The organism is Natrialba aegyptia DSM 13077 (assembly GCF_000337535.1).
Taxonomy (GTDB): domain Archaea; phylum Halobacteriota; class Halobacteria; order Halobacteriales; family Natrialbaceae; genus Natrialba; species Natrialba aegyptia.
Map to the genome: position 1 here is coordinate 118,245 of NZ_AOIP01000016.1, position 18,650 is coordinate 136,894.

Consider the following 18,650-nt stretch of genomic DNA (forward strand, 5'->3'; position numbering starts at 1 on the left):
TTTTCTGGCGCAACAGCGCCCGTCCTGCGGTTGCGCCGGAAACGACTTACAGCAGTCCGTATGAGGCCACCCGTTCGGTCACGGCCGTCGCCGGCCGATCGCTGCGGGGGATCGATACATATTTTGTTACAGACACGTTCGTTCGAGTATGGTCGTCCCGGATAGGCTCACCCATCGCTCTCCCCGGCCGTTCGAGTTCATCGATCGACGATGACGATGCCGAACGGGCGAGCACTGCTGGTACGGATGGTCGTCTCGATCGCGTTGCTCGCGCTCGTGATGGCCGGTCTCGTTGCGGGCATCTGGGGCGTGTTCTACGGCCTCCTGTCGATAGTCGGCGTCGAGAATCCGGCGACGCTGGCGTCGGTGATCAGCGTCTGTCTACTGGCATCTATCGCCGCCCTCGAGTTCACCCAAGTTTCGACGGTCGAACGATTCGCGGGAGCTGCGCCGGTCGACAGCGACGCGGAACCGGAACTGTACCGGACGGCGACGACGGTCGCAACGATGCTCGACGTGCCCGCACCGACGATCGCGATTTCGGACAGTCGCGCGCCCGAAGCGATGGTCGTCGGTTACCGGCCGGACGCGATTCACCTCGTGCTCTCCGCGGGCACGATCGATGCGCTCGATGCGGATGAACTCGAGGCGGTGATCGCACACGAACTCGCCCACGTGAAAAATAGGGATGCGATGGTGATGACGGCGCTTTCGGTTCCGGTGGTGCTCGCGGCGGGATTGCGAACGCGCCTTCCCGAACCGGCAGGCAAGGGTGCGGTGTCGATCGTCATCGTCCCGTTGCTGTTCGTTTCGAACGTCGTCTGGATCGCTGGACGAACGATCACGGCCGTTCTCGCTCGCGTTCGCGAGCGCGCCGCCGACCGCGCGGCCGCCGAAGTGACGGGGTCGCCCGCGGTTCTCGCAACCGCCCTGGCCACCCTCGATGATCGAATCGAAGCGACGCCGACCCGGGACCTCAGAGCGGTCGAAAGCGTCTCCTCGCTCTCGATTCTGCCGCTGGAAGCCGATCCGGCGACTCGAGACGTTCGTCTCGGCCCGGAGGGCGACGTCGAACCGTCGTACCAGTGGTTCGACCGGCTGAAGTGGCGACTCTTTACGACCCACCCGCCGACCGAGGACCGACTCGAGACGCTTCGGTCGCTCGAACGCGAACGGAGTCTAGAATCGGAACGGGACCGAGATTGAGTTGAGACCGAACTCGAAAACGAAGTCGAAATCGAAGTCGAAGTCGAAAACAGCAACGCAACGCGGTCGCGAGCACCGACAGTCGATTTACAACCCTCGGGCACGTATATCGGCCATCCCATGGACCCGCTGCTCCTGGCCATCGTCGTCGGCATTCCCCTCGCCTGGCACGTCGGGCTGACCGTGTTCACCTACTACGACGCCGGGAAGGTCGGGCTCGAGCCTCCCGCAAAGTGGGCGGCGATCACCGCCGTGCTCCCGCTCTTTGGCTTTTTCATCTACCTCTTCGAACGCAGTGAACTCGACTACGATCCGGAAACGGACCCCTACCGGGGAAACAACTTCAATATCCATCCCTCGCGGGCCGACGACACGCCGCTTCGGTCCCGCGGGGACGACCGACTCACGCCGGAGGGCGAAGTCGGCGAGTGGACCGACGAGGACGCGGACGAAAACGACCGATCGAGTTCAGGTCCGGAGTAGCGCCATAGCGGCGACGGAGACGGCGTCGCGGCGGCTCAGTCGTCCGCGGGTGCCGTCTCCGAGATCGTCTCGAGTTCGCTCGCGGGAACCGTCCCGTCGTCGTTCCAGTCGCGTTCGTCGTAGTACTCGTCGAGGCCCTGCTCGAAGTCGGGAATGTCGTACGGCAGCGTGTCGTCCGCCCGGTCGAAGCCGCGCTGGTTGTTGAAGTGGCGTTCGAGGGCGACGACTTCGCTGCCGACCGCGAGCAGTTCCTCGTAGTCGGCGTCGAGTAGCGTCTCGAACCGCTCGGTCGTCATGAAGTCCCGGGAGAACTTACAGAGGACGGCGCTATCCTTGATCGCGTTGATGTTCTCGAGTTCGACGAGCTTCGGTGGCTTGTTCTCGAGTCCAGCCTTGTCGAAGGCGTCGTCGGCGTCGACCAGCGGGTACTCGTAGGGGTAGAACTCGGCGTACATGTGGTCGGCACCGCGGTTCGAGGTCGCGAAGGCGAGGCCCTGGCCGTTCAGCGTGCGGCCGTCGTGGGCGGCGAACTCCATGCCCTTGACCGACCAGTTGTCGACGCCGAGTTCGTCGTGACAGCGGGCGACGCCCTCTGCGAGCTGGTCGCCGATTCCCTCGCGGTAGGCGATCTTCTCGACGGTTTCGTGAATGAGGTCGGCGTCGCCGAACTCGTCTTCGCTGGCGAGGTAGGCGGCGACGACGTCGCCGGCTGAGATCGTGTCGAGGCCGAGTTCGTCGCAGAGCTTGTTCGATTTCATCACGTCGACGATGTCGTCGACGCCGGAGTTCGATCCGAAGGCCATCAGGGTCTCGTATTCGGGGCCTTCGGTCTCGAGGCCGGTCTCCTCGTCTTTTGTCGGAAGCTTGCAGGCGAACGCGCAGGCCGAGCAGGTGCCTTTCTTGTACTTTTTCTCCTCGACGCGGTCGCCGCTGATGTCGTCGATGTGTTCGTAGGAGAGTTCGGAGAAGTACCGCGTTGGCAGGGCCTCGACCATGTTCGCGTACGTTGCGACGGAGGTCGTCCCCTGGTCGCGCATCGGGCTGTCGGACTGGGCGGCCTCGCCGTGGATCTCCATCTGGAGCGCCGGGAGGTCGACCTCCCGGGTGGAGTCGCCGTCGAAGGTGATCGCCTTGACGTTCTTCGCGCCGAGCACCGCGCCGAGGCCGCCGCGGCCGAACGCGCGCTCCTCGGAGGTCATGATCGAGGCGAAGCGGACTTCGTTCTCGCCGGCGGGACCGACGACGACGGTGTGCTCCGAACCGAGTCCGTGTTCGTCGTCGATGTAGGCGCAGGTTTCGGGGACGGTCGCTTCTTCGAGTTCGGGGACGGCTTCGAACGAGACGCCGTCGTCGGTGACGTGGACGATGACGAGGTCGTCGCTCGCGCCGGTGATCTCGACGGCGCTGTAGCCGGTCGCGGTGAAGTTACGCGAGAGGAAGCCGCCGGCGTTCGAGGAGAGCAGGCCGTCGGTCAGCGGCGAGACGCCGGTTGCGGACATGCGGCCGGTAAAGCTCATGGTCGCGTGCTGGAGCGGGCCGGTCGCGAAGTACAGGTTGTTGTCCGCCCCGAGCGGGTCGGCGTCGAACGGGATGCGAGCGTGAGCGAGTTTCGTCCCGAGCGCGCGGCCGCCGATTGCCGACTCGAGGAGGTCGTCGATCCGTTCGGTTTCGCTCGTCTGTTCCCCGACATCGATCGTACACAGTGGCCCCCGGACGTGCTTCATACTCGATACCGTGGGACGTGCGGTGGCAAAACGGTACCGGTACGTTGTCAGCGGATAACAGACGCGGCGTCGGTCTCGGGACGGCGAGTTCATCGAATCAGCCAACGCTTAATGTATCGGCACTGGACGACTTCGATAATGACCGGCCACGACTCCGCCGTCGACATCTATCGGCAGGCGTTACCGGTGGTCCTCGTCAGTCTCGTCGCGGGCCTGTTCGCCGGCACGCTGCTCGGCAGCGAAACGATGCGTGAGGGAATCAGCCGCGTTCCCGGGTTGCTGTTGCTGTTGCCGGCCTTTCTCGCCACCCGCGGCGGGGTCTACGGTTCGCTCGGAGCGCGACTGTCGAGCGGGCTCCACCAGGGACTGCTCGACCCTCATTTCGAGTGGAGCGGGCGGCTCAGAAACGCCATCATCGCATCCTTCCTGAACGGCATGATCGTCTCGCTGTTTATCGCCGTGCTCACCTGGGTCGTAATGCTGGCCCTGGGACGGGAGGCCGCGTTGCTCGAACTCGTGATTATCCTCTTCGTCGCCGCTCTTTTGAGCGCCGTCGCGATGCTCGGCGTCTTGCTTCCCGTGATCTTCAAGGGCTATCGCCGCGGCCTCGATCCCGACAACGTCATCGGCCCCGTCGTGACGACCGTCGGCGACGTGTTCGGCGTCTTCTTCCTGCTGGTCGGGATCGCCGTGACGGAGGCACTACTGTGAGCGCCAACGAGGCCCGGGCCGGCGATGAACTCGGGCGAGATCACATCGGCGACTGGACGATCCGGAATATCGTCACGACGCTCGTCCCGCTCCTGGCCGTCCTGTCGGTGTTGCAGATGGTGTCGGGAACCGTCCTCGAGACCTTCGAAGCGGCGTTACTGACGAACCCCGCGTTGCTCGTGTTGGTCCCGGTGATGATCGGGACCGCCGGAAACCTGGGCTCGATCATGTGTGCCCGCCTCTCGACGCAGTTACACCTGGGGACGTTCGAGTTCTCGCCGACCAATCCGGATCTGCGAGCGACAGTCGGGGCGATCGTCGGTCTCGCGGGGACGGTATTCGTCCTGCTCGGTATCGCCTCCTGGGCTATCGGCCACCTGCTGGGCGGCGAGCTCGGACTCGCTCCGCTGCTGGTTATTACGATCACCAGCGGCATGCTGCTTGCCGTCTGGGTCGTCATCGTCAGTACGACCGCGGTCTACGCCTCCTACCGTCTCGGCTACGACCCTGACGACACGACGATTCCAGTCGTCACGAACGTCTGTGACATCACCGGGGTGCTCATCCTCTTTGCGGTGGTTTCAGTCGTTCTCTGAGGCGGTCTTTGCGGTGGTCTCGATCGGTCTCTGAGACGGCAGGACGGTACAATACCCGTTTGACCTATCCCAACATTGGTTATCGTGCGCGGTGAGATTCGAGTATGCACCGCCGTCATCTCCTCGCTGCTGCCGGCATCGGGCTCTCCATCACCGGCGGCTGTCTCCAGTCGTCGCTGCCGACTACCGGCGGCGAAAACCCACCTCCGGTAGCCGCCGAAACGACCGTCCAGTACGACATCCAGCAGTTGGGGGTTCGACACGGGTCATCGCCGCAATTCGACGGCGCAGCCGCGGGACAACTCGACGTGTTCGACTCGAGCGCGGCCGTCCATCGAACGCTTTCGGTTGCCGATTACGACGGCGAGACGCCTGCAAGTCGCGCGTTCGTCGACGAAACGAACTTCGACGCCGAACTTCTCGTCCACGTTACGTCGGTCTGGCCGAAACGGGATTTCCTCGGAATCCGCGTTCGTGAACTCGACAGAACGTCAGACACGCTCATCGGAACCGCAACAGCGATCGGCGACGACCCAACCGAAGGCAATGACGCACTGGCCTTTCCGGCCGCTCTCGTTCGCGTGTCTGTCGGGGAGGATACCCCCGAATCCGTCGAGTTCACGATCGTCGATTACCGGGAGAACGAGACGACCGTCGAAGAACCGATCTCGGCGGACGCATAACGAGCGTCGGATTGCGCCGCCACTAGGCGTGGTCACCGCCATCCGCGAAACGGAACAGCGGTCGCGTTTCAGGCCTCCGGAGCCTGTTCCGTCGCTTCGTCGGCGTAGATCGAGTTCACCTCGTCGGCGAACGCGTCCAGAATCGTCCGGCGTTTCTTCTTCATCGTCGGCGTCAGCATCTCGTTTTCCTCGGTGAACTCGATCGGCACGAGTCGGAACTCCTTGATCGTCTCGTGGGCCTCGAAGTCCTCGTTGACGGCCTCGACCTCCCGACCGATCCGCTCGCGGACCCACTCGTGATCGCAGATGGCTGCCGGGTCGTCCGGCAGCGCAACGTCCTCGGTCTCGGCACGCCGTTCGAGGGCGTCGATGTTCGGCACGATGAGCGCGCCGACGAACTTCTCGCCGTCGCCGACGACCAGACACTGCTCGACGAGTTCGTTCGCGGCGAAGGTGTCCTCGATCGGTGCGGGCGCGACGTTCTTGCCGGTCGAGAGGACGACGAGTTGCTTCGTTCGCTCGTGGAACTCGATGTAGCCGTCGGGGCGGACGGTGACGATGTCGCCGGTGCGGAACCACTCGGCGTCCGCGTCGGTCTCGGACGCGTTCCCGTCTCGGTCGGCGTCGCTCGCCCCCTCCCCCGGCGCGTCCGCCGTGAACGCCCGGTCGGTCGCCGCCGGCTTGTTCCAGTAGCCCTCGGTGACGTTCGGCCCGCGAACGAGGAGTTCACCCGTTTCGCCGGGCGTGCTGGCGGCATCGCCGTCCGGCACGATCGACCCGTCGACGGTCACGTCGCAGTCGATAACCGCCGGCCCGACAGTGCCGATCTTCGGTGCCTCCGGCGGGTTCGTCGTGACGACGGGCGAGGTTTCGGTGAGCCCGTATCCCTCCAAAATCGGCAGCCCCATGCCGTGATAGAGCGTGCAGAGATCCTCGGAGAGCGACCCGCCGCCGCTGACCAGCATCTCGACGTTCCCGCCGAGAGCCTCCTTGACCTTGCTGAACACCAGTTTGTCCGCAACCGAGAGCTTGAACTCGAGGATCGGTCCGGGATCGTCGGCCCGATAGTAGGCTCGACTCACGTCCGTCGCCCAGTCGAAGATGCGCTCTTTGATCGGAGACTCCGTGGCCTCCTCCCGAATCGCGTCGTAAATCTTCTCGTAGACCCGCGGGACGCTCGTCGCCCCGGTCGGCTGGACCGCGCGAAAGTCCTCCTTCAGCGTGTCCGAACTCTCGGCGTAGGCGACGGTCGCCCCCGCGGCGAACAGCAGGAAGTGCCCCGCCGTCCGCTCGAAGACGTGCGCCAGCGGCAGGTACGAGACGAGCGTACTGTTCTCGTCGATGACCGGCGTGTCCGCGTCCTTGTCCGGCCGCGGGCCGTAGCGACGGTAGACCTGATTGACGTTCGTCCGGAAGTTCCGGTGGGTGAGCATGACCCCTTTCGGCTTCCCCGTCGTTCCACTCGTGTAGATGATGCTCGCCAGATCGTCCGGGTCGCGCGCTGCGAGCCACTCCTCGTACGCCTCCGGATCGTACCGCTCGTCTCCCAGTTCGTAGACCTCCGCGAGCGTGTAGCAGTCCGTCGCCGCGTCCTCTCCCGCACCACCTACCTCGTCCATCGACACGATGAACTCGAGTTCGAGTTCGTCCTCGACGGCGAGCACCCGCTCTAACACCGCCTGGTTCTCGACGACGACGCCGCTGGCACCGGGATCGTCGAGCAGGTAGTGTGCCTTCTCGGGCGAGGAGTTCTTGTAGACGGTGGTCACGACTGCACCCGCGGCGAGTAGCGCGAAATCGGTCTGGGCCCACTCCATGCGCGTCTGGGCGAAGATACCGACCCGGTCGCCGGCCTCGACGCCGAGTTCGCGGAAGCCGGCGGCCAGCGCGCGGACGATCTCACCCGTTTCCGCGTAGGTCAGGCTTTCGTAGTCGCCGTGTGGGGCGGGGTCGACCGCCGTCCCGGCGAGACTGCGATCGTAGATGCCGCCCTGATACTGCTGGGCGATCGCGTTCGGATTGCGCTCGACCGACGCCTCGAACATCCCTCCCAGCGGTTCCATACCCAGCACCGGACTCGTGAACTCGCGCTCCGCGGTCTGCCAACCCATGGTATATTATACCAAGAGGAGCGGGGAACTCTTGAAAGTACAGGGAGTTCAGAGCAATTTATCACGATATTTCTGTGGGGGCGGCGGACGATAGTCGAGGTGTGAGGACCTAACCCATACCACCGAAACAGTTCTATCGGGTGCTCGGGAATCCCGCGTATGGGCGACGGTCCAGCGGCACAGGAGTTGTCGGAATCGACCATCGAAGAGATGCTTCGATCCATCGAACGGGAGCGAGAGTCGGGACCGAAACTGGAACTCGTGGAGGCAACAGCGGTCGAGCGCGGCTTTTGTTCCGTGTACCGCATCATTGGCTCCGGCGGAGAAGGTGCCGACAGGAATGCGACGTGAGAGGGATACCTGAAGGCCACCCCCGACGGGCAGACGTGGGGAATTCCAACCGAGTCGCGGATTCAGGCGGTTCTCAACGCTCACACGTCGATCCCGGTTCCGCCGGTCTGCGGCGTCGTCGACGATCACGACTCCCTGCCATCGCCGTTTTACCTCATGCGCGCACTGCCCGGCGAGGAAGTCGCCTACGAGCGCGTGTGCCGATTCGAAGACGCCTCGCTCCGGCGACTCGCTCGAGAAACCGGCGAGTATCTGGCCGAACTGCACGCGGTTTCGGCGGTCGACCGGTTCGGACACGTCCGTCACGACGGCCCCGAACTCGACGGCGGCCAGCCTGTCGGCGATCCGGCGACCCTGACCATCGGTACCCCACGAGAAGCGTGGCCAACCGCACTGCGGAACTACGCCGATCGTGAACTCGACCGGCACGCAAATTCCCGGTTTTCGGATCTCACACCCGAACTCCGCCGGTGGGTCGAAACGGGCATCGACGAACTCGACGGACCGTTCGAACCCGTCCTGGGGCGAAACGATCACGGACTCCACAACCTCCTCATCGATCCCGAAACGGGCGAGATTACCGCGATGCTCGACTGGGGCTATACGCTCGCCGTACCGGCGGCTTTCGACTTCGAGTTCGCCGCGTACCTCTACAGCGGGGCCTTTCTCGCGGGACTGCCCGATGTCTCGGACCGGCGACCCCTCGTCCGCGAGGCAATGCTGTCCGGGTATCGGTCGACCGCGCCCACCCGTGCTGAAAACGTTTCAGCGCCCGAACCGCTCTACGAGACGGTAGCGATGATCCGTATTATGAACGACTTCCATCATCTGGCGTTCCCCGACGGAACCGAAACGGCGGTGATGGACCGCATCAGGGCAGACGTACGGGACCGTATCAGCTGATAACGCGACCCGGAACGGGAACGGACACGGGCACGGACACGGACACGGGCACTCGAACAGTCGTACTGATTCACGCGTTCTCGTAGATCCGATCCACTCGGTCCCCGAAGCGGTCCAGAATGACGCGGCGCTTCTTCTTCATCGTCGGCGTTAGCATCTCGTTCTCCTCGGTGAACTCGACCGGGACGAGTTCGAATTGCTTGATCGTCTCGTGTTTTTCGAAGCCCTCGTTCGCGCGGTCGACCTCCCGTTGGACGTACTCGCGAACGCGCTCGTCGTCGCAGATGGCGTCGGTATCGTCGGGCAGGTCGATGCCCTGTTCGTCCGCCCACGTCCGGATGTGCTCGACGTTGGGGACGAGTAACGCGCCGATGAACTTCTCGCCGTCGCCGACGACCATGCACTGCTCGACGACCTCGCTGGCGGCGAAGGCGTCCTCGAGCGGGCCGGGAGCGACGTTCTTGCCGGTCGAGAGCACGAGCAGTTGTTTCACGCGGTCGCGGAACTCGATGTAGTTGTCCCCGCGCAAGTGGACGACATCGCCGGTGCGAAACCACTGCTCGGCGGTCGAGTCGTCCGTAGTATCGAGTACAGTGCCGCCGTCGGGCCGAGACGTGACCCCAGCAGCGTCCTCGGCCGCAGCCTCGGTGAACGCACGGTCGGTCGCTGCGGGCATATTCCAGTAGCCCTCGGTGACGTTCGGCCCGCGGACGAGGAGTTCGCCGACTGCTCCCGGATCGTCGAAGGCATCCTGGTCGACGACGCTCTCGTCGATCGAAATGTCGACGTCAGACAGCGTCGGACCGATCGTCCCGATCCGCGGATCGTCCGGCGGATTGACCGCGATGACCGGCGAGGTTTCGGTCAAGCCGTAGCCCTCGAAGATCGGGAGCCCCATCGCGTGATAGAGCCGACAGAGTTCGGGTGAGAGGCTGCCGCCGCCGCTGATCAGGCTCTCGATTTCGCCGCCGAGTGCCTCGCGGACCGTCGAGAAGACCAGTTTGTCCGCAAGCGTTTGCTTCGCCGCGAGCACGGGGCCGGGCGAGTCGGCACGCTCGTACGCGACGCCGACGTCGGTCGCCCACTCGAAGAGACGCTTTTTGATCGGCGACTCGCTGGCCTGTTCGCGGATCGTGTCGTAAATCTTCTCGTAGACCCGCGGGACGCTGGTCGCCGTGTTCGGCTGAACGATGCTGAAGTCCTCCTGGAGCGTATCTGGGTTTTCCGCGTAGGCGACACAGGCACCGCTTGCGAACAACAGAAAGTGCCCCGCCGTCCGCTCGAAGACGTGCGCCAGCGGCAGGTACGACATCGCCTGACTCTCGGCGTCGATAACCGGCACGTCCGCGTCTCTGTCCGGCCGCGGCGCGAAGCGCTTGCGGATCTGATTGACGTTCGCCCGGAAGTTGCCGTGGGTGAGCCGGACGCCCTTCGGCTGCCCCGTCGTCCCGCTCGTGTAGATCAGACTCGCCAAATCGTCCATCGCGGGGTCGTCGACCCACTCCTGGTAAGTCTCGGCGTCGAACACTGCGACACCGCGATCGTGAAGCTCCGCGAGCGTCAGCACGTCGTCCCGGTCGTCGTACGCCGTCCCCGCCAGCTCGTCGATCGACACGATGAACTCGAGTTCGAGTTCGTCCTCGACGGCGAGCACCCGCTCTAGCAGTTCCTGGTTTTCGACGACGACGCCGTCCGCGTCCGGGTCGTCGAGCAAGTACGACACCTGGTCGGGCGAAGAACTCGTGTAGACGGTGGTGACGACCGCGCCGGCCCCGAGCAGCGCGAAGTCGGTCTGGGCCCACTCCATGCGCGTGTTGCTGAAGATGCCGACCCGGTCGCCGGATTCGACGCCGAGATCGCGAAAGCCGGCGGCGAGGTTCCGAACGATGTCGCGCATCTCGGCGTAGGAAATCGCCCGAAAGGAATCGGGTTCGGCCGGCGGAAGCACGGCGTTCGAGTCAGTGCCGGTGAGCGAACGATCGTAGATGCCGCCCTTGTACCGCTGGGCAGGTCGGTCCCTGTTTCGCTCGGCCGCGTCCTCGAACATCCGACCGAGCGTCGTGGTCCCGATCACCTCGTCGTCGTACTCGCGTTCGGCGTCCCGCCAGTTCATATCCGTTCAGAGTCGTTCCTGTGCGATAAAACGTGATGAAACTGGTTTCACTCGACGATTCGTTTATTCAGGTGTGAGCGCCGGCCGCCCCGAAAACGAGCGGATTCGGGAACTGAACTCGAAGCGACTGAACCGTCGCGCAACCGGGTGTTCACTCTCGGTTGTCGAGATAGCCGATAACGCCGCGGACGTTCATCGCCGCCTCGGCGCTTGCTTTCTGCTCGTTCCAGGCTTCGCCCTTCTCGGTCGCGGACGCGAAGTGGGCCATCACGTCCTCGTCGGCGTCGAGTTCAGCGCGTGTCCCCTCGACTGCGGAGACCCACTCGGTGAGGACGGTCGCGTACTCCTCGAGTACGCGTTCGGCGTCGTTGCCGACGTAACGAGGCCCGAAGTGCGTATAGAGGAGGACGTCGGGGTCGATCTCGGCGAGCAGTTCGACGTCTTCGAGACACTGTTCGAGGTCGAAGTCGGAGGGCGGGGAGGTTTCGACGATTTCCTCGCGGTCGGGAATCCAGATGCCGGCGGCGTCGCCGGTGAAGACGGCGTCGTTCGCGGGGTCCTCGAAGACGACCTGATGGAACGCGTGGCCGGGCGCGTCGTGAACGCGGAGTTCGTGGTCGCCGAGATCGATCGCGTCGCCGTCTTCGAGTTCGACGATTCGATCTTCGGAGATCGGTTTCGGCTCGACGTAGAACTGCCACTGGTCGCCGACGGCGTTTTTCGTGCCGGCGACCAGTTTGCCGGGATCGGCGAGCAGGCTCGCGCCGGCGGCGGGGATGCAGATGTCGGCGTTCGGGCAGGCCTCCGCGAGAAAGCCAGCGCCGCCCGCGTGATCGAGGTGGATGTGCGTCATCGTGACGACCTCGATGTCGGCGGGATCGATGTCGAGTTCGGCGAGCGCGTCGAGAATCAGGTCGTGATTGGTGCCGATGCCGGTTTCGACGATGGCCGGCCGGTCGTCGTTTAGAATATAGACGGCTCCGTAGCCGCCCGTCTCGTACATGCCGGTATCGAGGTAGTACAGGTCCGAACAGTCGCCGGCGGTCACCTCGCGAACGTCACCGATGTCCATACCGGAAGCCCGTCGGCGGACGGGATAAAAGCTCGTGTCCCAGCACTCCGGCATTACCGTTCGAGTTCGTCCGGCTGATCCTTCCACTCGCCGATGCCGGACGGGTCGAGGTGGACGTGCGCGTCGCCGACGTCCTCGAGTCCGCGGAGCTGATCGACGAGTTCAGATTCGATGTCGTGGGCGCGCCGGAAGGGGAGTTCGCCGTCGACCTCGACGTGAACTTCGACTTCGAGGACGGGGCCGTCGTAGAAGACGGTCAGATCGTGGACGCCCCGTACGTCGGGGTGGGATCGGAGCACGTCGAGCACGGCCGTTCGCTTCTCGGGCGTCGGGGCGGCACCGACGAGGTAGTCGACGTTTTCGCGACCGATTTCGACGCCCTGGTAGACGACCAGTAGGCTGACGAGTCCGCCGGCGACGGGATCGAGTTGTGGCTGGCCGAACGCGACGCCGATGATGCCGACGACGGCGGCCAGCGACGTGTAGATGTCGTTGAGACAGTCGGCGGCCAGCGCCGCGAGGGCGGGCGAGTCGAGGTCCGCGTTGATCGCGACCGTGTACCGGTAGACGAGGTACATGTCGACGATGGCGAAGCCCAGCGAGCCGAGCAATAGCGGACTGAAGGTAACGTCGACCTCGGTGAGCAGTCCCTCGACGGAGCGATAGAGCAAGTTCAATCCGAGAAGTGAGATGACGGCACCCACGAACAGCGCCGTCAGCGGCTCGATTCGGTCGTGCCCGTGGGGGTGGGTATCGTCGGGTTCGTCGTACGAACTCTGTCCCCAGATATAGACGACGATGCTGGCGATGAGATCCGCGATCGAGTGCGCCGCGTCCGCGAGCAGGGCGACGCTCCCGAAGACGAGTCCCGCAGCCCCCTCGACCGCGATTTTCGCGACGTTGCCGAGGACGTTGACCCACGATGCCCGTCGGAACCCGCGTCGCTCGTCCTCGACACTGTCCATGGATGGTTTAGAGCCAGTCTAACCTTGGGTCTTTTCCTTCCGACTGGCCGCCGTGAGCGTCCCGTGACGTTCGCAGGGCATAACGCTCATCAATCTGCGCAAACGACCTCCTAACAAGACGGTTCGAATCACGACGCGGTTTAAACACGATGACCGTCCCTTTCGGGCGATGGGGCCCGCCTGACCCAACCGCCGGCACCGACCGCCGGCTGACGGTCCCTGCCACTACACAGCCATGGCAGCATCCCAACCCCAGCCCCATCCCCTCGTTCGACTCGAAACGCTCGCACTGATCGCCGTCGGCGGCTTCGCCGGCGCGAACCTCCGCTACTTCGCGATGGGCCTGCTCTCCGACGTCCAGTCCGTCCTGCTCGTCAACGTCATCGGCAGTTTCGCGCTCGGATTTCTCGTCTACGAAGCCCAGTACACCGGCCTCGTCGCGCCCAAATCGAAAGTCGTCTTCACGACCGGCTTCCTTTCTTCGCTGACAACCTACAGCACGTTCGCCATCCAATCCGCACTCGCGTCAACTCCCTTCCTGCTCGTCGCCATCGTCCTCGGCAACTACGGCCTCGGCTTTACCGGCGTCCTCGCCGGCCGTGAACTCGCCCGCCGACTCGGCGATCCGGCCGCCGCGACAGCCGGCGGTGAGACGGCGTGAGCGCGACCGCCGCGGCGTCGCTTGCTGAACTCTGGATGGCGATCGGGGGAGCGTTCGCGTCGGTGGCCGTCCCGAAAGTCGGTCTCGCAGCGGTCACGTTCGATCCCGAACCTGCACACATCGTGGGGACCGGCGGTGCGATCGGTGCGGTGTTGCGCTACGGCGTGTATCAACGGCTCTCGAGCGACCGATTCCCCTGGCCGACGCTGCTGGTGAACGTCGTCGGCAGTTTTGCCTTCGCGCTTGCGATGTTTGCGGGTGCGACCGAGTCGGTCCTACAGTTGCTTGGAACCGGTCTCTGCGGGGCGTTCACGACGTTTTCGTCGTTCTCGGTCGAGACGGTACAGTTGTACGAACGCGGCGATCGGCTGCTGGCAATCGGCAATACCGGTGCGAATCTCGGCCTCGCACTCGCTGGAATCGGTCTCGCGTGGCTCGTCGCCGCGCTGGGGCCCGTTTAGCCGTGTTCTACGGCCGTTCCGAGTCTGCAAGCGCCGAAATTCCCAGTCCGATTGCACCGAGCTGCCGCGACTGATTCTCGTTTGCCTCGTCGACCGTCGTTTCGATTTGCCGGAAGTTCGTTACAACGCGGCTGGAACTATCGGTTCAGCCCGATCGACTCACGCCTGAGACAGGTCGTCGAACGCCGCCGCGGCCGTCCGGGTCCCCTTCGAAATCAACACGTCGCCGGCCCGCAGCGTCGCGTCGGAGTCGCCGACGAGCAACCAGCCCTCGTCGGGGCGGCGGATTGCGATCACCGACATGGTCGAATCGGTGTCGGGGACGCCGCTGACGACGGTCGCGCCGTCGAGGGTGCTCTCTGACTCGACCGGAACCCGAGTGATTATCTCGTCGCTCTCCTCGACGGCCATCTGGACGACCGGGTGAACATCGAGATCGCGGAGGACGCCCTCGCTAATGTCGACCGCAGCGTCGCTGATTACCTCCGTGCTGTTGCCGAGTTGGATGAGTCCCCGAAGGACGACCGGGTCGTCGGCGTCGGCGGCCGCTCGAAGCGTCCAGGCTTCGAACCGGGACTCCATCGCGTCGACTTCGACCTCCAGATTACGGACCTCCTCGGCGAGAGCCTCGCTGTCGAACAGCACGCTGCTGTAAGCCAGATCGACGGCGAGTTCGGAGAGGTTTTTCATGTGGACGATGGTGTCGACCGCCCGTTCGAGGTCGTCGATGTCCGGAACGTCGACTGCGGGGGATTCGTAGGGCGTGCCGGTGAGCGTCTCGTAGACCGATTCGATCGACGTATCCGGGCCGCGAAGGAGCGCAACGTCGTCGCTCGCGACCGTCGTGTTCGGGCCGGGATTGAGCAGCCACTCGTCGCCGCGTCGAAGGGCGATCACCCGGACGCCGGTCTCTGACTCCAGATCGATGTCCATCAGCGTGCGGTCGGCGAACGCGGAGTCCGGCGAGACGACGCCCCGAACGAGCGTCTCGGTCGCTTCGGGAAGCGCCGCCCGCATCGCCTCCGGCAACCCGACTTCCTCCAGGATGATCTTCGCGATGTCGCCCGCGGCGTCGCTGATGTCGCCCGCTGCGGCGACGATCCCCAGAACCGGAGCCAGTTGCTCCGCATCGTCTGGATTTCGAACCGCCATCATGAGGCTCATCCGCGCCTGCAGTTCGAGGACGTCCATGCGCTCTTCTAAGCGCAACACTTCCCGCGCGAGGTCGTCGTTACGGTGCAAGACGGCCGAGTACGAGAGATCGATCAACAGCTCCGCCGTATCCTTCATCTCGACCAGGATATCCTTGACACTACGGGGCTCGTACTCGACCGACACCGCCGCGGTCTCCCCCTCGAACGGGTCCATACGTCGACAAACCCGCCGCGTCGAAAAAAACGTTTCCCGCCGGTCCCGTCACAGCTATCACGGAATCGTACGCCGCCTTCCGATACGGTTTTGGACGGCCACACAGAAGCCACGGGCAATGATCGATCGAACCCTTCTTCGCGAACAGCCCGAGACCGTTCGCGAGGCGCTCGACCACCGAGGCGATGACATCGACCTCGACAGCCTCATCGACCTCGACGAACGGTGGCGCGAACTCAAAGCCCGCGGCGACGAACTCCGCCACGAACGCAACGAGATCACCGACCGCATCGGCGAACTCGTCGCCGACGGCAAAGACGAGGAGCGAGAAGCCGCCATCGAGGAATCCAAGGAACTCAAAGCCGAGATCGAGACCGTCGAGGCCGAAGCCACGGAGTTGCGCGACGAACTCGACGAGCGATTGCTCGAAATCCCGCAGCTCCCCCACGAGAGCGTCCCGATCGGCGACGACGAGTCGGACAACGTCGAGGACCGACGCTGGGGCTTCGACGAACTGCGCACGATCCCCGACGACGTCGTCCCCCACTACGACCTCGGCGAGGACATGGACATCATCGACGAGGAACGCGGCGCGAAGACCACCGGCTCCGGCTTTTACTTCCTCAAGGGCGACGGCGCACGCTTGGAACACGCGCTTATCCAGTTCATGCTCGACGTCCACCGCGAGCAGGGCTACGTCGACATCGTCCCGCCGGTCCCGATCACCAGCGAGTCGATGCGCGGCACCGGCCAACTCCCGAAGTTCGCCGACGACGCCTACCGGCTCGGCGGCCGCAACGACGAACCCTACGAGGACGACGACCTCTGGCTCTGCCCCACCGCCGAGGTCCCCGTCACCAACATGTACGCCGACGACATCCTCCTCACGGACGACCTCCCGCTCAAACACCAGGCCTACACGCCGAACTTCCGGCGCGAAGCCGGCGAACACGGCACCGAAACCCGCGGCATCGTCCGCGTCCACCAGTTCAACAAAGTCGAACTCGTCAACTTCGTCGAACCCGCGGAGAGCTACGACCGACTCGAAACCCTCCTCGGCGAGGCCGAGGAAGTCCTTCGTCGCCTCGATCTCCCCTACCGCGTGCTCGAACTCTGTACCGGCGACCTCGGGTTCAAGGCGACCAAGCAGATCGATCTCGAGGTCTGGGCCCCTGCGGACGACATGGACGACGGCCCAGACGAAGGCGGTCGTTGGCTCGAAGTCTCAACCGCCTCGAACTTCGAGGACTTCCAGGCCCGCCGCGCCGGCCTTCGTTACCGCCCCGAGCGCCACGAATCGGCCGAGTACCTCCACACCCTGAACGCCTCCGGCGTCGCTATTCCCCGCGTGATGGTGGCCATCCTCGAATACTACCAGAACGAGGACGGTACCGTCACGGTCCCCGAGGCGCTGCGCCCCTACATGGGCGGCCAAGAACGCATCGAAGGCCACGAGAAAGTCGGCGAGAGCGCACTCGGTGCCGGCGAGCGAGAGTAACGGCTCGCTGACGGCGATCGGAACCGCTCGAACCGATGCCGCTGGGACTCCCAACGCGCACCCGCACCATCGCTCGTGGCAATCGAACCAATCAAACGCCGTCCAAACGAACTAACAGCGGGAAAGAGCCCCGTCTCTTGAACGAGTTCCCAATGCCAATCGGAGCGTTGACTGCAGCATCGAACCACCGGTCACGTTTAACTGTGAGACAACCGAACGCATAGCTATGGCGTCATACGAGGAACGAGTCATCCGACTGGTCGCCAACCCGGACAACCGCGCGATTCTGACGATTCTCGACGACGCATCCCGACGGCTCTCCGTGGCATCGCTCGCCGACCGACTCGTTTCTCGCGACGCAGCCGTCGTCGACGCAACAACCTACGACCGCCGTCTCGACTCCACGCGCCTGTCCCTGCACCACGCCCGCTTACCCCGCCTCGCCGACGCTGAACTCGTCGCGTACGACCCCGAGGAGAACGTCGTTTCCACCCGAGACCACGCCATCATCGACCCCGAATGGCTCGAGTTCACTCTCCTCGACGAGTTCCTCTCGCGATTTGGCGGCAAGCGTGGCCCCGATACGATCGGCATACTCGAGACTCAGGCGGCGATCTACGACTACAGCCGCGAACTGGCGGACAAAGCCGACGATGAACTCTTCATCATCTATACGTCCGCCGACCTGCTCGATGAGGGCTGTCTTCCGCACACGACGCGGGCGGTCGAGCGCGGGGTGGACTTTTATGCCGGGTCGCAGAATCACGAGGTCAGGCGGTTCTTCCGGAATAACGTTCCGGAAACGACCATCTGGGAGCCACAGCTAGACTGGATGAACGAGCCATCGCGGTATCCACGCCTCAATCGTCTCATCGTGGCCGATCGCGACAAGGTACTGCTATCCCTGCAAGAGGAGCCACCGGTCGATAGCGCGGCGACGGCAACTGAAACGGAGCCCGGGATCGAAGCCGCGGCTGAGACTGAAACCGAAACCGAAACTGAAACTGAAACTGAAACTGAAACTGAAACTGAAACTGAGACTGAAACTGAGACTGAAACCACGACCAACACAAAAAGCGGGGACGAGACCACCGAACTCACCGAAACCGCAATGATCGGCGAGGGGGCAACCAATCCGCTCGTCGTCCTCGTCCGGGAACTGCTCGGACCACGCCTCGACCACCTCGATTATCAGAGCGACCACTTCACGGGCGAACTTCCATTCGAACCATGACCGACACTTCACGATCCGACGGCGACGACGAACCGCCGCCAGCAACCGTTCAATCGACCCACGAGTTCACCGATGACCAACCCCCGAGCGAGACGATCGTTCGGGCCGTCGCCGCACTGACGAACACGCCGGTCCTTGAACTCGAGCCGCTGTATACGGTTATCGACCCGACGCAGATCGACGAGACGTACGAGAAGACGAGTGCGGCGGTCGAGGCCGAGTTTTCGTTTACCTACAGCGGTTGCGACGTGACGGTGACCCGCGAGGGGGTTCACGTGCGGCGGGTGAGAGACGGAAACGGAAACCGAGACGGAGCGAACGAGGACACGGACGTCTAACCGGGCTATCGCGGCTCTGCGTTCGGCGATTGTCTCTCGTTTTCGGTGGTCGACCAGCCCGCGGAACTCGTGAGTTGCGAAGACGGTGGTCGCCGGTCGGGCGACCGGAACATGGTGGGGGCTTCGCTTTGCTGTGTGTCTGTGTGACTCGACCGCTCGGGACAGAAGACAC

At 64.1% G+C, this 18,650-nt stretch carries 18 protein-coding genes and 1 riboswitch; of the genes, 12 read left to right on the top strand and 6 right to left on the bottom strand.

The genetic code is table 11. The features are described 5' to 3' along the window. Nucleotides 1-210: 210 nt before the first annotated feature. Nucleotides 211-1,206 carry a M48 family metalloprotease gene (locus C480_RS07300; RefSeq protein WP_006664978.1) on the top strand — a complete coding sequence of 332 codons (996 nt, stop codon included), beginning with the start codon at nucleotides 211-213 and terminating at the stop codon, nucleotides 1,204-1,206. Between the two features lie 120 nt (nucleotides 1,207-1,326). After that, nucleotides 1,327-1,689: a hypothetical protein gene (locus tag C480_RS07305; protein ID WP_006664979.1), complete on the top strand. Its 363-nt coding sequence runs from the start codon at nucleotides 1,327-1,329 to the stop codon at nucleotides 1,687-1,689. A gap of 35 nt (nucleotides 1,690-1,724) precedes the next feature. Here the strand turns inward: C480_RS07305 and C480_RS07310 are convergent, their stop codons facing one another. Then, on the bottom strand, nucleotides 1,725-3,413 hold the full coding sequence (locus C480_RS07310; protein ID WP_006664980.1) for an aldehyde ferredoxin oxidoreductase family protein: 1,689 nt from the start codon (nucleotides 3,411-3,413) through the stop codon (nucleotides 1,725-1,727). Nucleotides 3,414-3,551: 138 nt separating this feature from the next. On the opposite strand from C480_RS07310, the gene C480_RS07315 reads away from it, so the two are divergent. The 3 genes from C480_RS07315 to C480_RS07325 all read left to right on the top strand — a co-directional run bounded on the left by C480_RS07315 (nucleotide 3,552) and on the right by C480_RS07325 (nucleotide 5,403). After that, nucleotides 3,552-4,124, top strand: a complete 573-nt coding sequence (locus tag C480_RS07315) for a magnesium transporter (protein ID WP_006664981.1) — start codon at nucleotides 3,552-3,554, stop codon at nucleotides 4,122-4,124. Further along, complete coding sequence (locus tag C480_RS07320) at nucleotides 4,121-4,720, top strand: magnesium transporter (RefSeq protein ID WP_006664982.1); 600 nt, start codon at nucleotides 4,121-4,123, stop codon at nucleotides 4,718-4,720. The genes C480_RS07315 and C480_RS07320 overlap by 4 nt, the downstream gene beginning before the upstream one ends. A 104-nt stretch (nucleotides 4,721-4,824) precedes the next feature. Continuing rightward, complete coding sequence (locus tag C480_RS07325; protein WP_006664983.1) at nucleotides 4,825-5,403, top strand: hypothetical protein; 579 nt, start codon at nucleotides 4,825-4,827, stop codon at nucleotides 5,401-5,403. Between the two features lie 68 nt (nucleotides 5,404-5,471). Here C480_RS07325 and C480_RS07330 read toward each other — a convergent pair whose 3' ends face one another. Next, nucleotides 5,472-7,514: an AMP-dependent synthetase/ligase gene (locus C480_RS07330; protein WP_006664984.1), complete on the bottom strand. Its 2,043-nt coding sequence runs from the start codon at nucleotides 7,512-7,514 to the stop codon at nucleotides 5,472-5,474. Nucleotides 7,515-7,673: 159 nt separating this feature from the next. Here C480_RS07330 and C480_RS24195 point away from each other — a divergent pair, with 159 nt between their 5' ends. Together C480_RS24195 and C480_RS07335 are read left to right on the top strand one after the other, a co-directional pair. Next, on the top strand, nucleotides 7,674-7,865 hold the full coding sequence (locus C480_RS24195; RefSeq protein WP_006664985.1) for a hypothetical protein: 192 nt from the start codon (nucleotides 7,674-7,676) through the stop codon (nucleotides 7,863-7,865). Nucleotides 7,866-7,907: 42 nt separating this feature from the next. Next, nucleotides 7,908-8,768 (top strand): phosphotransferase family protein, encoded by an 861-nt coding sequence (locus C480_RS07335; protein ID WP_338044726.1) that lies wholly within the window; start codon nucleotides 7,908-7,910, stop codon nucleotides 8,766-8,768. 70 nt (nucleotides 8,769-8,838) lie between these two features. Here C480_RS07335 and C480_RS07340 read toward each other — a convergent pair whose 3' ends face one another. The 3 genes from C480_RS07340 to C480_RS07350 all read right to left on the bottom strand — a co-directional run bounded on the left by C480_RS07340 (nucleotide 8,839) and on the right by C480_RS07350 (nucleotide 12,918). Further along, nucleotides 8,839-10,881: an AMP-dependent synthetase/ligase gene (locus C480_RS07340; protein ID WP_006664987.1), complete on the bottom strand. Its 2,043-nt coding sequence runs from the start codon at nucleotides 10,879-10,881 to the stop codon at nucleotides 8,839-8,841. 151 nt (nucleotides 10,882-11,032) lie between these two features. Continuing rightward, nucleotides 11,033-11,953: an MBL fold metallo-hydrolase gene (locus C480_RS07345; protein ID WP_006664988.1), complete on the bottom strand. Its 921-nt coding sequence runs from the start codon at nucleotides 11,951-11,953 to the stop codon at nucleotides 11,033-11,035. 53 nt (nucleotides 11,954-12,006) lie between these two features. Then, nucleotides 12,007-12,918: a cation diffusion facilitator family transporter gene (locus tag C480_RS07350; RefSeq protein ID WP_006664989.1), complete on the bottom strand. Its 912-nt coding sequence runs from the start codon at nucleotides 12,916-12,918 to the stop codon at nucleotides 12,007-12,009. A gap of 156 nt (nucleotides 12,919-13,074) precedes the next feature. Then, nucleotides 13,075-13,147, top strand: a riboswitch (Fluoride riboswitch). A 6-nt stretch (nucleotides 13,148-13,153) separates the two neighbouring features. On the opposite strand from C480_RS07350, the gene C480_RS07355 reads away from it, so the two are divergent. Together C480_RS07355 and C480_RS07360 are read left to right on the top strand one after the other, a co-directional pair. Further along, the gene (locus C480_RS07355; RefSeq protein ID WP_006664990.1) at nucleotides 13,154-13,579 is read left to right on the top strand and encodes a CrcB family protein; all 426 of its coding nucleotides are present in this window, start codon (nucleotides 13,154-13,156) and stop codon (nucleotides 13,577-13,579) included. After that, nucleotides 13,576-14,040 carry a fluoride efflux transporter FluC gene (locus tag C480_RS07360; protein ID WP_006664991.1) on the top strand — a complete coding sequence of 155 codons (465 nt, stop codon included), beginning with the start codon at nucleotides 13,576-13,578 and terminating at the stop codon, nucleotides 14,038-14,040. The genes C480_RS07355 and C480_RS07360 overlap by 4 nt, the downstream gene beginning before the upstream one ends. Before the next feature lie 159 nt (nucleotides 14,041-14,199). Here the strand turns inward: C480_RS07360 and C480_RS07365 are convergent, their stop codons facing one another. After that, the gene (locus C480_RS07365) at nucleotides 14,200-15,408 is read right to left on the bottom strand and encodes a potassium channel family protein (RefSeq protein ID WP_006664992.1); all 1,209 of its coding nucleotides are present in this window, start codon (nucleotides 15,406-15,408) and stop codon (nucleotides 14,200-14,202) included. 118 nt (nucleotides 15,409-15,526) lie between these two features. On the opposite strand from C480_RS07365, the gene serS reads away from it, so the two are divergent. The 3 genes from serS to C480_RS07380 all read left to right on the top strand — a co-directional run bounded on the left by serS (nucleotide 15,527) and on the right by C480_RS07380 (nucleotide 18,478). Next, a complete protein-coding gene (gene serS, locus C480_RS07370; RefSeq protein WP_006664993.1) occupies nucleotides 15,527-16,906 on the top strand; it encodes a serine--tRNA ligase in 1,380 nt (459 codons plus the stop codon). Nucleotides 16,907-17,132: 226 nt separating this feature from the next. Then, nucleotides 17,133-18,140 (top strand): DUF7344 domain-containing protein, encoded by a 1,008-nt coding sequence (locus C480_RS07375; RefSeq protein ID WP_006664994.1) that lies wholly within the window; start codon nucleotides 17,133-17,135, stop codon nucleotides 18,138-18,140. Continuing rightward, nucleotides 18,137-18,478: a HalOD1 output domain-containing protein gene (locus tag C480_RS07380; RefSeq protein WP_006664995.1), complete on the top strand. Its 342-nt coding sequence runs from the start codon at nucleotides 18,137-18,139 to the stop codon at nucleotides 18,476-18,478. Before C480_RS07375 ends, C480_RS07380 begins: the two co-directional genes overlap by 4 nt. The last annotated feature ends 172 nt before the right edge of the window (nucleotides 18,479-18,650 follow it).